Genomic DNA, 14,410 nt, shown 5'->3' on the forward strand with positions numbered 1-14,410 from the left:
CTAACGCCTGTAAGCCAGCCATACCATCAGCGCCGGCAGCATTGCTAGCAGCACGGCGACCATTGCCCACAGAATAATATTCGGGCCCGGCGAGTGTAGCGCCAAGGGCAACCAAATCACTAGCGGCACCAATATCATACCCAAAGCCAGTGGCAAGTAATGGGCTTTCAAACCCGGATGCGCTCTGTTCCACTGGTGCCCTGTCCACCGCCAAGCCTGCTTGTAAGGATAGTTCGTTGATAGTTGCTCGATCACGTCTCCACTTTCGTCCAATACAAATATTTGTTGACAGCGGTTGCAGCCAAAGGCTTCTGTCAACGTTATGGGAACTAGACGACCCCGGCGTCGGCAAGGACAGGGGTACTCATCGTTTAAGTCAATCTTGGGAGCTTTTTGAGATGGCACTAGCGATCAGATAAAAAAAGCGTTTTTGCAAAAATAATCGTTAACATATCCACTTAATCAAACTTGTCAATTCCGCCAAAGCGAGGCTTTCAACTGCCTATTCCGAGATATTGCCCGATCGGCAATTTTGACTTGCAAGTTCTGCATTCAATCTTACCACTAACTTAGGTATTTTCAACCATCATTAGGACTATGCCGAAAACTTTCTTGATCTACTTTCCGGTTTCCTTGATTTTTTTATCTTCTAAAGCGGGTGACGCGATTCGAACGCGCGACATTCACCTTGGCAAGGTGACGCTCTACCACTGAGCTACACCCGCATTTCCTGCGGTATTAACAATATTGTCTCAATTCTCTAAATTTGTCAAGTCTTTTTAGTAAGTTTTTTTTCACAAACCCAGTAAACCCCCCCAAACCCACTCCCCACCTGCAATTTCAGCAGCCAGATCGTTAACCAAATCAGTAATTGCCGTGAAAATTGACCGCCATCGGCCCACGGCAAAGCTACAATCAAGCTGGAATTGTGGGAGAACACTGTCATGTCAGATTTAAATCGCGGAATCATGAAGTTCAAGGGAGCTGACAGTCCTATAGCGATCGCCATTTCGGCGATTGTCATTGCCGGCGGAATCGGCTTCTTGATCTGGTGGGCGCTGCAATCAGCCTACACCTTCAGCTAACAGACTACTCAAAGGTAAAACTTATACAGCATATTCCATGTATATGTGGTACACATAATCTGATGGCCCGTGTAAGGTGCGTCGCCACCCGTCAATCTGTAAGTTATATCCAATATCTCGTAGCGACGCACCCGGAGGATTAACAGCACACAATTAAGGTTTCTACTGTACTTCATAAACCACCGAATATGCTGTAAGGCCTTGCTCAGAAGGCAGAATTTAAGAAAAATTCTGTCTTTTGCATTTTTTTGCCCTTAGTCTGGAATTGATTGCCCAGGAATGCGGATCGATTGCTGATGATCGAATGATTGCCATAAATCACCCGATCGGGCGAGTCGCTAGCATGATCCAAGATGACAAGCGAATTTCTTCATGTGGTACCCGCCACGTGATTTATCCGTGGAATCAATCCAAAATCTAAAATCTAAAATCCTTGCGTCCCCCGCCTTTATCTCGCGCAAGTCAATCTAAAATCTAAAATCTAAAATCTAAAATCGATTGACTCCCCGATCGACTACTTTTGTAGTACAATTGTAAACAAAGCGCGCCGAGAGCGCAGTTTTAAATGCAAGTGTTTGCAAGGGTTGTATCTCAACACAAATTTATGGCAAGCTTTCAGGACATTTTCCAATACTACAGTCGCTACTGGAAAATCTCAGTTTACAGCATAGGCGCATCCAGCATTTTGGCACTAGCCGATTTGCTTGTTCCTTACGCGATCGGTCAAATATTAAACGTATTGTCGGGTCAACCTACAGATACAGTAACGCAAAAACTCATAGCAGCGATCGCCTCTGTTACCCAGCAGTCACCCAACAAAATATTATCGCTATCCGTCTTGCTCGGCATAATTTTTCTGGTAACAGTAGCCAAAGCACCGATCCAGCCTTGGGTAGCAAATTGGTTCCACTGGGCGATACCATTGAGGGCAAGACGCGATCGAATGAGAAGTGCGATCGGCAAAATCCTCACCTTACCCCTAGAATTCTACGACGAAAACAACGCCGGACGGATTGCCAGCCGCATCGCCAAAGGCATCGCCAACCATACTTGGACTTACCCAGAAATTGCCGGCGAATTCATCCCCGAAGTCGTCCGCTTAATCGGCATTTTTGCCGTTATCTGCTTAATTGAGTGGCGGATTGGCTTATTAATTTTGGTTTCATTCCTATTTATCCTCAGTTTCACCCTCAAAGGCTTGCAACAGGTGACTGCGCGGGAAGAAATTCTCGATGAATACATCGAAGATACCGAAAGCCGCAACTCGGAAATTATCACCAACATCAAAACAGTCAAAGCTTTTGCCACAGAAAGCGAGGAACTCAAAAGGCAAACCACCAGACTCGATCGCGAATTAAAAGTCGTGATCAACCGCATTCACAAAGGATACGTCACCTTGGGGACATATCAGCAGACGATCGTCCAGTTGTGTTTGTTTTCAGTTCTTGGTTTTAGCCTAGCAGCCACGGTTGCAGGCAAAATTTCCCTCGGATATTTTGTTACCGTCTACACCCTGGCAAGCATGGCATATTCCCAACTGCGTCCGATTAGCATTATCGCCGAATCATTGGCGCGGCGTTATTCTTCAATGATCCGGTTCCACGAGTTTATGCAAACGCCCGACGGTGTTGATGCGGTTAATTTAGCAGAAAATGCTCGATCGGCACAGCCACCTTATAAATTTACCGGCAAAGTTGAGATCAGCGGTTTGACCTTCGGGTACGACAGTCAAAAACCCGTTTTGCAAGATGTGAATTTGTTGATTCATCCCCGTCAGACTGTAGCATTAGTCGGGCGATCGGGTTCCGGGAAATCGACTTTAGTTAAACTTCTGTTTCGCTACTTTGAACCCAACTCCGGCCGCATTCTGATCGACGGCGAAGACATTCGCAGCTTAGACGTGACTCGCTACCGCCAGCGTTTAGCCATTGTCCACCAAGAAGTAGACGTTTTTAACGGTACTTTGCTGGAAAATTTGACTTACGGAAACAGAAACGCCACTTTCGAGCAAGTTGAGGATGCTTGTCGCATTGCCAAAGTAGACGATTTTGTGCGGCTGTTGCCCCAAGGTTACTATACCGTGGTCGGGGAGAGAGGAATGCGGTTGTCCGGCGGCCAGCGGCAGCGGTTGGGGATTGCCAGGGCGCTGTTGGTGGAGCCGGATGTGTTAATTTTTGATGAGGCTACTTCTAGTTTGGACTATGAAAGCGAGCGATCGATCCAGATAGCCATGCGAAATATTCTCGGTACGCGCACCACCATAATTATTGCCCACAGACTGAGTACAATTCGCGAAGCCGATGCGATCGTCGTACTCGACGGCGGTAGAATCGTCGAAGTTGGCAGCCACGAAGAACTTTTGAGTCAACAAGGTATTTACCGCCGCCTGCACTCCCTGCAAGAAACCGGGGAATTAGTGAATTAGGGATTTTCTCTTAGTCTAGACTTAGGGTGCTCCGGGCACGCACCCAGCCTAGACTTAGCAATGCACACCTTAAACAGTGTTCAATTTTCCCGTCAGCCCCTAACTCACTTATGTGTTCTCAGCTAAATGATTAGAGTTTTAAATATAATGTTGCAAATAAAGATTCTGGTGCTAGGATGTATAACTGTGATGGAAATGGGTCGATGCCCGAGCGGTTAATGGGGGCGGACTGTAAATCCGCTGGCTACGCCTACGCTAGTTCAAATCTAGCTCGGCCCACCTCAATTTAATAAAAAGTTAAAATTTAAGAATTAAAAATTAATTTTTTAATTGGAGGTTCTTAATTTTTTATGCCCGTGTAACTCAGTGGTAGAGTACCTCCTTGGTAAGGAGGAAGTCACGAGTTCAAATCTCGTCACGGGCTTTTTCTTCTATCCTATATACATCAAGGGTTTCAGGTTCATCGCACAGCAAGAAGGTTAGTTTTCCGCTGAACTTTCGTGCTGATGGTTTTCTAATATGTCCCAAACAACTTCCATATCTGCCAAGTCCGCCCTCGACTTTTTGCGTATGGCTTTTAACTGATTGAGCAAGTCGGCCGGCTTTAGGAAATCTGCGACTGTCGGAGAAACTTTGTTGCTATCTTTGGTAGTGTTGGGTCTGTTAATTAATATCGATCGTACCCAGAGTCTAGCTCATAAGCACAGTTTTGAGATCACTGTTAGGAATGAGAATTAAATAACTTGCATTTTTTGTAGGTTGGGTTGAGGGACGAACCCTGCGTTTCACTCCGCCCAACGCCACGCTTGATTGTTGGGTTTCGTTCCACGGGCCCAACCTACGAAGTTATTTAATCCACGATCCTTAGTGGCTGGCAGTATGGCTAGTTGAGAAGGGTGTAACATCTGAGTTCCAACTGACATCTTGCACCCTTCTCGATAAATCTTTTATGAACAGGCTTTCCGGCCTGTTCCACAATAAAATTCATCTCTTGTGGAACAGGCCGGAAAGCCTGTTCTTGAGAATGGTGTAACATCTCAGTTCCAAGCGACTTTAGCTATGAGACTGGGGTTTCACCCCCGGCGGACACTGCCACAAACCGATCACAATATTGTACCCATATCCAAATCCCCGACTTCTTCAAGAAATCGTGAATCTAATCATCCTCATCCAATCCCAGTGGCACAAAATATTGACTATAAACTACACTATCCGGCTCCCAAAGAGGCCGCCAATAAACATTTTGCATCACCGCCTTCTCCCCATCATCATCAGCCGGCCACTGAAAACTGACGATCGCAATATTGCTATATCCCACAATTTCATCACCCTCTTGCAGCCAGCGATTGCGCCATAACAGCGATATAAAATTCCATAACCTACGCAGCGGTGACAATTGTTTATTTTTATGCGATCTATCTGACGCAGTTCCATTTTCTAGCTGCAAAAACACGCGAGCTCTTTGCCGTTTAATCCAATCAATCCGATAGCCCCAATCAGGCAGAGATTGTCTATTTCTGACAGCAGCAGCCATAGCCTTCTTTCTGTCCCCCCTCGAAATCTTCATTAATTCCAGCGGCTCATTCCATCCCAAACATTCGTGCGATCGCTCGGGAAGCAGCGACTTAATCTTAGTATGAATTAAATGCGTTTTCCACTCCTCATTGATCAAAGCACTAGCAGTCAACTGCGCCAACACAGAATTTTGACAATTTGACCGATAATTCTCCCTCGTCAAAGGCTCAATATTCGATCGAGAATCGCCAAAATGACAATCAGACCAATAACTCAGTCGCACACCAGCAGCATAGTGAATATCCCCCGTCAACACAATCACCCGATTGCGCTGCTTAAAAAATTCCACCAACAGCTTCACAAAAGCTAACTCATGAAAATTCCAAGAATCCCCCGCATCACTATTAAAAACCTTCCCCTGTTCCACATCCCACTTTTGCACCGCATCAATAATCGACAAACCCACCAAATTTGTCGGCACAACCACCAGCGTCGCCTCAATCTCAAACTCCCCAGTTTTATTCAGCAACTCAGTCTCCCTCAAAGGTTTCTGAATTTGCTCCTCAAAACCTTTGTGAGTCAAAAGCATCGGTGGATCGATCGCACTTTCCACCGGATACCCCCGCCAATTCCGCGTATCCAGCACAATCACCTCGTGCTTAAAACTTCTCACAGTAAAATGCCAATTCAAAACCTCAGTTACACCCTCGCCCTCCCGATCCAAAATAAAAACGTCTTCATCTAATTTCAACTTAGGCAAATGAGTTTTCGGATCGAGTCCGGGAATTCCCAAATACGAAGCCGCCTCCTCCCAAGCAGAAACATCAGTCCCCGCCGAATTAGACCATTTTTCAGCAGTTGTTAATAATTTATCTCCAGGTTGTGCGCGATCGAACTGTGCAGGCGTATTTCCCCAAGCCTGAAACACAGCGTAAGCCAGCAAAGCATTCTGCACTACCCGGCGGCCCAGCGGCTTCCCCAGCACCCGGTAACACCACTCTCGATTCAAATAAAAATCGTCGCTAACATCATGGTCATCGCAAATCATATAAGTAGGAATATTCGCTAGCGCCCTCCTCACTCTCCACAAATTGCGAGCAAAACCGTTAAGTTCAACAACTTCTCTATCCCAGACTTTTGCCTGCTTAGAATTTGGGCAAATATCCTTACCCTTCGGAAAACTTGTGCACCAGAGTACCGGCGACCAAACTAACAAATACATCGCATAATATTCGCCCAAGCTAAACAAGTGACTTTTAGCATTTTTGGGTTTATTCACCAACATCGCCGTAAAGCCGCCAAAATCTCTGGCAATATCGCTGCGAGTCCCCGGCTGTAACTCAATTGGTTTTTTGAACTGATACTCAGCATCCGACGGTTTCTGAATTGGCGACTCTCTAAAAATTTCCCTCTCTTGGTCAAGTGCAGTTTCGTTTTCCGAATTTTTAGGTATACTGATACACAAATTCTTTTTTATTTGGGCATCATCCATCAGGGGTAGACTTTCTTCCCAGCCCAACAGTGTATCGCCAGCGTCAGTCAAGGCCCACAGCATGGCATCGGCAACGTCGTCGCCGTAAATTTGGTCGCCCGTTAAAAACAGTTGGTGGGGCCTGCTATTTGCCGTTCCTGCAAACTGTTCGATCGAATTATCCAAGATGGGCAGCGCATCTCTGCCGTCTCCGTGGGGCTTACGACAAGAACCGTGAACGATACGCAAATAGTTTAAATCCTGCGGCGGCAGGGCAAAAGTGGGCAACTGGTGAGCGAAATAACTAATCGTCTCCGGCCCCAAAGCCGATAAATCAGGGGTGGCAGGCCACAGGCAAGAAATGAGATTTTCTTTCTCATTTTCTGGGACTGCACCCCCGACGTTCGACTCGCTACTCCCAGTAAACTTGATGTCATAAGCATAAATTTGCCCAGATGTCAAGAGGTTGCTGTTAATTGGTTTAGCAGTCACGGCGACTACGTGCAGGTATTTGCCGAGCTGCACGGTAGAGCTCGCACCTTGGAGCAAGGGCCGATCGACAATTTCGCCGGTTCCGCCCTCTGTCGAATAAACCTTGAGTTCGACTTGGCGGGGGGCTTTCAGAGCCAGCCAAACTGTCACGGCCCGACTTTGGGTCCGGCGCAAAATCGGGCCCGCAAGGATAAGCGGCAAGTGATGAATTCGATGACTTAAGGGAGTCCACGACATAGGATTTAAAAAATAAAAATTAAATAAGAGTGTTCTAGCAATCAGATTTTAGGCGATCGAGCATCTATCACCCGCTTAATTAATGCTAAGTCTGCCAACCCAAGTCTCCAAAATTGTAACAACTCATTAAGTAAAATTAATAATCATGCTACAAGAAGAACAATTACAACATTTTCGAGATTCAGCTCCGCAGTTGTCGGTAATTAAATCATCAGAACCGGCCGAACGCCCCAACCGCCGGCCTCTCTACTCGTCACCTTTAGATCGGGCGATCGACCGCCACCCCCTCACCGTGGCTCCAGAAACCCCGATCGCCCAAGTGTTGGCTCTCATGAACCCGATGCGCGTCTCCTGTCACCTTTGTGGCGAAAAACAAAACGCTGTTGCTAGCGCAGCCAAGCGCAGTTGCGTCTTAGTCGTCGAAGATAATCGCCCGATCGGCATTTTTACAGAACGGGATATCGTCAAGCTAACTACCGTCGCAGCTTGTACAGTCGGACTGACAATTGCTGACGTAATGACTCGATCTCCCATTACTCTCAAAAAATCCGAGTCTCCAGATATTTTCACAGCTATCTTCACATTGCGCCAGCACTCCATCCGGCATTTGCCCGTAGTGGACGAGGACTCGCGACTTCTCGGCATCATCACCCGCGAAGCCATTCACGAAGCCCTCCAGCCGATTAACTTGCTAACCAATTTGCGCTGTGCAGCAGATGTCATGACGCACCAAGTCATTTCTGCCACAACAACTGCCTCAGCCCTCGATTTAGCCCAGCTCATGGTCAAGCATCGAGTTAGTTCCGTTGTCATTGTCAAAGAGCAAACTCAGCATCCCGATCGGGCGATCGCACCAACACAAAATTACCAAATTCCGATCGGCATTGTCACCGAGCGCGACATCGTGCAGTTTCACGCCCTCGAACTCAACCTCTCGGAAATCCCAGCCGCAAGGGCCATGAGTGCGCCTTTATTTTGCATATCTCCCGCCGATTCCCTCTGGAGTGTCCACCAGTCCATGCAGCGCCACTGCGTCCGCCGTTTGGTAGTAGTTGGCAGCCAGGGAGAGCTTTTGGGCGTTGTGTCTCAGACAAGTTTGCCACAAGTTTTTAACCAATCTGAAATGTATGGGACGATCGAGCTGTTACAACAAGCAGTGGACGATCGAGCCACCCAATTGCAGAAAGCCAACGAACTTTTGCAGCAAGAAATTTTAGAGCGGCAGCGGGCCCAAGAAGCCCTGCGCCAAGCTCACGACGACTTAAAAAAACAAGTTGAAGAACGCACCGCTCAACTTTTAGAATCAAATGAATTGTTGAGACGGGATATTATCAAGCGCCAGCGAGTCGAAGAAGTCCTGCGGCGAAAGCAAACTTGCTTGAAAAATCAAGCACAGCAATTAGAGCAAACTGTGCGAAAGTTGCAGCAAACTCAAACTCAATTAGTGCAAACCGAAAAAATGTCTTCTTTGGGACAAATGATTGCCGGTATCGCTCACGAAATTAACAATCCTGTTAATTTTATCTACGGCAACCTTTCCCACGCCAGCCACTACATCAAAGAATTGCTCCAACTGTTGGAACTTTACCAGCAGCACTATCCCGAACCAGTCTCGGAAATTCGGGAAGCAGCAGCAGAGATGGAAGTCGATTTTTTAGTAGAAGACTTATCTAAGCTAGTGTCTTCTATGCAAGTAGGAACCGAGCGCATCCGCCAAATAGTTGTGTCGATGCGTAATTTTTCGCGATCGGATCAATCTAACATCAAGCTCGTTGACATTCACGAGGGACTCGAAACCACTTTGTTGATTTTGCAGCACCGGCTCAAAGCCCACGGCGCACATCCAACTATCCAGATTATTAAAGAATACGGCAATTTGCCCCACATCGAGTGCTGTGCCGGTCAGATCAATCAGGTGTTCATGAATATTATCGGCAATGCTATTGATGCTTTGGATGAAGAAATCCAGCAAGGGGAATGGGCGACGAGAAATGCGAAAAATTCACCCCCGTCAAATCCTAGTTCTCCATTGACTCTTCCCACAATTACAATTCGTACTGAAGTTGTTGGTGGCGATTTTGTCGCGATCCGCATTTCCGACAACGGGCGGGGCATACCGGAGGAGATTCGCCGCCAATTATTTGACCCGTTTTTTACTACCAAACCAGTTGGCAAGGGCACTGGGTTGGGACTGTCGATTTCTTACCATTTAGTTGTGGAACAGCACGGGGGGCGACTCGACTGCGTTTCGGAAGCTGGACGGGGCACTGAATTTGCGATCGAGATTCCGATCGTCAGTTCTCATTAGTCAGCAGTCATAGGATTGAAGAATTGAAGAATTGAAAAATTGAAAAAGCTGTCGGAAACAGTGGTTTGTCCCGACGATCGCACGTTGCGACTGCTTTGATCGCCAGCCTCCATCACCGTATAACCGGCAGCCCCAGCTTCCTCGACGATCTTGGCGATCTTTTTCAGCAGCACCTTTTCAGCGGCACCTTTTCCGTGACAAGGCAATACTCTATGGTTTTTCCTTGAACCATATCTTTAAGTTTATGCCAAATATCTGCGAATTCATTACCCTCTGTTGAGAAAGATTGACTCAGATTAGCGGAATCATTTTATAAAAAACACTTATCTTTTTGACGCTATAGCAACCATTCAACCAGCAAATCTAAGTATAAACTTAAGAATACCGTTCAAGGCGAAAGCATAGATGTCTGTCTTCTGTTCGATATCAATGTCAGGTTTAAGCGTTCCAGTCTCTCTCCTTGAGACACTATCCATTCACAGGTGAATTTCTGACAGGTATTTCCCTAGCGGCGGGCCAGTGCCCGCCACCGCCACACACATTCGAGCAGCATGGAGCGTACACAATGAACAAGTTTGACTCAACTAAACTGCGGACCCAATTTGACAACACCAGCGAAGGCTGGCTAGTGCAGGTGTATAGTGGCGATCGCCGCCTGCTCTGTGTGTTCGATTCGTCTCACGCCTGGACTTTTTTGGTGGGCTGTGGGTTCGGTCTCCTACTGGCGGTGGGGTGGTTTAACCTTGCCAGTTACAGTCCGTCCACGACTTATGTGCCGACAACCACTCCCCCCGAAATGTGGATTGATTAGTTCAAAGCATTGCTATAAGAGTGGTGTTCACGCCACTCCTGTTCCCGATTTTGCTGATCCCATACCGTCCTCGGTGCAATATCCGTGTACATAAAAAAATCTGCGATCGCTATTTATGCTGACCAGAAATATACGGGTTTTATGAGAACAAAAGGAAAACTTATGATTTGAATTAAAAATTATTTGGCATATCCATGTAAAGCGATCGCAAGTTTGTGCGAATTTAAGGATAGACTTAATTACATAGAATTTTGGGTCTTAATAGATATTGATCTATAGAAGTTACTGCGGGACAGCGACACCTTCTAGCCCCATTCGGAGAGCGACCATCTCTGAATCCCCTGGCGACAGGTGTTCGCATAACACCTGTCGCCAGGGTTGAAGCGCTGCACCCTTACTTCTTAAATCTCACCGCTCACAATAATCGCTCTTTTTTAGAGGAGGCAGCAGGAGGTATTCATGGATTTTTTGTCCTTGTTCTTAATGGACTTCATTAAGCAGTTGCAGTCCCCAACGCTCGGGTTTTTGATTGGTGGTATGGTCATTGCCGCTCTCGGTAGCGAACTAATAATTCCAGAGGCGATTAATCAGATCATCGTCTTCATGCTGCTCATGAAAATCGGTCTGACCGGTGGTCAGGCGATCCGCAGTTCCAACCTGACGGAGATGTTGATACCCGCAGCTTCTGCTGTAGCGGTAGGGGTTCTTGTTGTATTCATCGCGCGCTATACGTTGGCGAAGCTGCCGAAGGTCAACACCATAGATGCGATTGCGACCGGGGGATTGTTTGGTGCTGTGAGTGGCTCTACCATGGCTGCAGCCCTGACCCTACTGGAAGAACAAAAGATGCCATACGAGGCATGGGCTGCCGCACTCTATCCCTTCATGGATATCCCAGCGCTCGTAACGGCGATTGTGGTGGCCAACATTTATCTCAACAAGAAGAAGGGTAGTCCAGCAGCCCACTCTACCGTGCAGGAGTCTTTCAGCAAGCAACCCGTTGCAGCAGGCGATTATCCCGATCAGCAGGATTATCCCCGCAATCGGCAAGAGTATCTCAGCAAGCAGCAGAAGCCTGCGGATAATCGGGTCAAGATATGGCCGATCGTGCAAGAAAGCCTCCAGGGTCCTGCCCTATCGGCAATGTTGCTCGGCATTGCTCTTGGCCTGTTCACCCAGCCGGAAAGTGTCTATAAAAGCTTCTACGACCCCCTCTTCCGCGGCTTGCTTTCGATCTTGATGCTGGTCATGGGTATGGAGGCTTGGTCAAGACTTGGCGAACTACGTAAGGTGGCCCAGTGGTACGTCGTGTATAGCGTAGTGGCACCGGTGGTGCATGGGTTCATCGCCTTCGGTCTCGGCATGATTGCCCACTACACCACAGGATTCAGCCTGGGCGGTGTTGTGATCCTGGCTGTTATTGCCGCCTCCAGTTCAGACATCTCAGGTCCGCCCACGTTGCGAGCCGGGATTCCGTCGGCCAATCCCTCCGCCTACATCGGCGCATCCACAGCCATCGGTACACCCATTGCGATCGGCTTGTGTATACCGCTCTTCCTCGGGCTGGCCCAGGCGATCGGTGGCGGCTAATCCCAGACGGGTCGCGGTCTGTCGGCGCTCCCTTGCTCCAACAGACCAAGCAACTCAATATATTAAGATCAACATACGTAGGTAAGGAGGTAACCAACATGCCCAAGCCAGCCAAAAAGCTTGTCATCGTCACGGAAAAGATTCTGCTGAAGAAGATCGTCAATATCATCGAAGAAGCCGGGGCAACCGGTTATACGGTTCTGGAAACCGGCGGTAAAGGCAGTCGCAACGTGCGATCGTCGGGGCAACCTAGCGTTTCTGACACCACGGCGAATATAAAATTCGAGGTGCTCACCCCCGATCGGGATATGGCGGAGAATATTGCCGATCAGGTCGCAGTCAAGTTTTTCCTCGATTTTGCGGGCATGATCTATATCTGTGACGCGGAGGTACTGTACGGGCACAGTTTCTGTGGACCAGACGGCTGTTGAACCGAGACGATACAGACCTAAGAAGCCGGGGCATGACCCCGGCTTTTTAGTAGCCGTATTTCTTGCCTGCGGACTTGGGTCTCAGTTGCAGTCCCCAGCGCTCGGCTTTCTGATCGGTGGTATGGTCATTGCCGCCCTCGGTAGCGAACTGCAAATTCCAGATGCGATCTATAGCCCAGGCTCGAATAGTGATTGAACATATTAATAGGAGTCTAAAAGTTTTCAAATTTTTGTCAAGTCGTTATAATCCTCGCCGCCGTTATGGTCTCCGTTGTAATTTGTTGTCAACACTTTACAATTATCAGTGAGATATCAGGTCTAAAATTCAAAACTTTTAATTTTAACATAGATTTTTTTTTCAATAGGTCTAATATACCGACAATCCCCCACTCGAATCCTCGCCCACTCTCGGAGGCTCCCTCACTGCAAAACTCGGACACTTCCCCACCTATTCCTAAAAATTCACAATTTTTTACAAAACACCCGAAACCTCAGCAAAGTCAATCTTTCCCAATCTAAAATCTAAAATCTAAAATCTAAAATCCCATAACTTTGCCCTCGCCTGACCCAAGCGATCCGAACTAACTTCGAGTTTGCCTCATCCACTAGCGTCTTGATGACCGTTCGAGTTACCCGCACAATCCATCAACTGCCTGCATCCTAGCCCGAAAGCCCAAAGCCCAGATTGTTTGATTCGTTTATTTTTGTTTTATTTTTGTACCTCTTTATATTAAGAAAGTATTTTAAAATTAATTTAAAAGCTAAAAAAATTATAAAAATAGATTTTTATATCAAAAAACCAGTTAAGATTCCCAAAGATGCAAAATAAACAAATTTACTAGCATTTTCATTTAGACGCCCCCTTTCTTTTCATCGCAAGTTAGCTAATAATGCTTTCAACGAGGTGACTAAGGGCCGAGTCCAAAATTGGTCTAACCCAAAGACGGATACAAGCCCCAAACAAAAGTCGTCGAGCTCGAAAATTTTAGTTAAAGAGAAGCCCCAGATTCATCTGTGGAGTCGATTCTTTAATCTCAAATCTGAAATCTCAAATCGACTGAAATTAAGGAAATTGCAATTGGGCTATGGCAATTGGGCTATGGCAATTGGGCGATCGCCCAATTGCAGGAAACCCCAGCCCTCATCGTTTTGATAGAAACCTATAGGAGAACCAAGAGTGAAACTAGCAGTTTACGGAAAAGGTGGAATTGGTAAATCAACAACAAGCTGCAACATCTCCGTTGCCCTAGCCAAGCGCGGCAAGAAAGTTTTGCAAATCGGTTGCGATCCAAAGCACGACAGCACATTTACCCTCACTGGCTTCTTGATACCCACAATTATTGACACCCTTCAGCAAAAGGACTATCACTACGAAGACGTTTGGCCCGAAGATGTCATCTACAAAGGCTACGGCGGCGTTGACTGCGTAGAAGCAGGTGGCCCTCCTGCAGGAGCTGGCTGCGGCGGCTATGTAGTCGGTGAAACCGTCAAACTGCTCAAAGAACTCAATGCCTTCGACGAATACGACATTATCCTGTTCGACGTGCTCGGTGACGTAGTGTGCGGCGGTTTTGCAGCCCCCTTGAACTACGCCGATTACTGCATGATTGTTACCGACAACGGGTTCGACGCTTTATTTGCCGCCAACCGCATCGCCGCCTCAGTCCGCGAAAAAGCCCGCACTCACCCGTTGCGGCTCGCTGGTTTAATTGGCAACCGCACCTCAAAGCGCGACTTGATCGACAAGTACATTGACTCTGTACCCATGCCGGTGCTGGAAGTGCTGCCCCTGATTGAAGACATTCGCGTTTCTCGCGTTAAAGGCAAAACATTGTTTGAGATGGCAGAAAGCGATCCTTCCCTCAATTACGTCTGCGATTACTACCTCAACATCGCTGACCAGATTTTGGCAATGCCCGAAGGAGTAGTGCCCAACGACACGCCCGATCGCGAATTATTTGCCTTACTTTCAGATTTTTATCTAAATCCAGTGCAACCGGTGGTCAAGAAGGAGGAAGATGAGCTAGACCTGATGATGGTTTAAT

General features: G+C 47.3%; 10 protein-coding genes, 3 tRNA genes and 1 pseudogene. 10 read left to right on the top strand and 4 right to left on the bottom strand.

The window, feature by feature from the left end:
* The gene (locus tag QUB51_RS16935; RefSeq protein ID WP_333056560.1) at positions 1-405 is read right to left on the bottom strand and encodes a hypothetical protein; all 405 of its coding nucleotides are present in this window, start codon (positions 403-405) and stop codon (positions 1-3) included.
* 248 nt (positions 406-653) lie between these two features.
* Positions 654-725 (bottom strand) — tRNA-Gly (locus tag QUB51_RS16940).
* Positions 726-944: 219 nt separating this feature from the next.
* Between QUB51_RS16940 and QUB51_RS16945 the strand changes: the two genes are divergently transcribed.
* The 4 genes from QUB51_RS16945 to QUB51_RS16960 all read left to right on the top strand — a co-directional run bounded on the left by QUB51_RS16945 (position 945) and on the right by QUB51_RS16960 (position 3,934).
* Positions 945-1,085: a hypothetical protein gene (locus QUB51_RS16945; protein WP_172188980.1), complete on the top strand. Its 141-nt coding sequence runs from the start codon at positions 945-947 to the stop codon at positions 1,083-1,085.
* A gap of 604 nt (positions 1,086-1,689) precedes the next feature.
* Positions 1,690-3,510 carry an ABC transporter ATP-binding protein gene (locus QUB51_RS16950; protein WP_333264149.1) on the top strand — a complete coding sequence of 607 codons (1,821 nt, stop codon included), beginning with the start codon at positions 1,690-1,692 and terminating at the stop codon, positions 3,508-3,510.
* Between the two features lie 197 nt (positions 3,511-3,707).
* Positions 3,708-3,789 (top strand) — tRNA-Tyr (locus tag QUB51_RS16955).
* Between the two features lie 73 nt (positions 3,790-3,862).
* A tRNA-Thr gene (locus QUB51_RS16960) sits at positions 3,863-3,934 on the top strand.
* A gap of 732 nt (positions 3,935-4,666) precedes the next feature.
* Here QUB51_RS16960 and QUB51_RS16965 read toward each other — a convergent pair.
* On the bottom strand, positions 4,667-7,138 hold the full coding sequence (locus tag QUB51_RS16965; protein WP_333264146.1) for a PhoD-like phosphatase: 2,472 nt from the start codon (positions 7,136-7,138) through the stop codon (positions 4,667-4,669).
* 232 nt (positions 7,139-7,370) lie between these two features.
* Between QUB51_RS16965 and QUB51_RS16970 the strand changes: the two genes are divergently transcribed.
* The gene (locus QUB51_RS16970; RefSeq protein ID WP_333264143.1) at positions 7,371-9,533 is read left to right on the top strand and encodes a CBS domain-containing protein; all 2,163 of its coding nucleotides are present in this window, start codon (positions 7,371-7,373) and stop codon (positions 9,531-9,533) included.
* On the opposite strand, the gene QUB51_RS16975 is transcribed toward QUB51_RS16970, so the two are convergent.
* A complete protein-coding gene (locus QUB51_RS16975) occupies positions 9,530-9,706 on the bottom strand; it encodes a hypothetical protein (protein WP_333056565.1) in 177 nt (58 codons plus the stop codon). The genes QUB51_RS16970 and QUB51_RS16975 overlap by 4 nt on opposite strands.
* 392 nt (positions 9,707-10,098) lie before the next feature.
* Between QUB51_RS16975 and QUB51_RS16980 the strand changes: the two genes are divergently transcribed.
* From QUB51_RS16980 to bchL, 5 genes and pseudogenes are all read left to right on the top strand, one after another.
* Positions 10,099-10,344 carry a hypothetical protein gene (locus QUB51_RS16980; RefSeq protein WP_333211968.1) on the top strand — a complete coding sequence of 82 codons (246 nt, stop codon included), beginning with the start codon at positions 10,099-10,101 and terminating at the stop codon, positions 10,342-10,344.
* A 459-nt stretch (positions 10,345-10,803) separates the two neighbouring features.
* Positions 10,804-11,934 carry a sodium-dependent bicarbonate transport family permease gene (locus QUB51_RS16985; protein WP_333056567.1) on the top strand — a complete coding sequence of 377 codons (1,131 nt, stop codon included), beginning with the start codon at positions 10,804-10,806 and terminating at the stop codon, positions 11,932-11,934.
* A gap of 98 nt (positions 11,935-12,032) precedes the next feature.
* The gene (locus tag QUB51_RS16990; protein ID WP_333056568.1) at positions 12,033-12,365 is read left to right on the top strand and encodes a P-II family nitrogen regulator; all 333 of its coding nucleotides are present in this window, start codon (positions 12,033-12,035) and stop codon (positions 12,363-12,365) included.
* Between the two features lie 173 nt (positions 12,366-12,538).
* A pseudogene (locus tag QUB51_RS16995) lies at positions 12,539-12,673 on the top strand (IS5/IS1182 family transposase); the annotation flags it as partial.
* Positions 12,674-13,542: 869 nt separating this feature from the next.
* Positions 13,543-14,409 (top strand): ferredoxin:protochlorophyllide reductase (ATP-dependent) iron-sulfur ATP-binding protein, encoded by an 867-nt coding sequence (gene bchL / locus QUB51_RS17000; protein ID WP_006634709.1) that lies wholly within the window; start codon positions 13,543-13,545, stop codon positions 14,407-14,409.
* Position 14,410: the final 1 nt, after the last annotated feature.

Source organism: Microcoleus sp. AT8-A3 (assembly GCF_036705675.1).
GTDB lineage: Bacteria > Cyanobacteriota > Cyanobacteriia > Cyanobacteriales > Microcoleaceae > Microcoleus.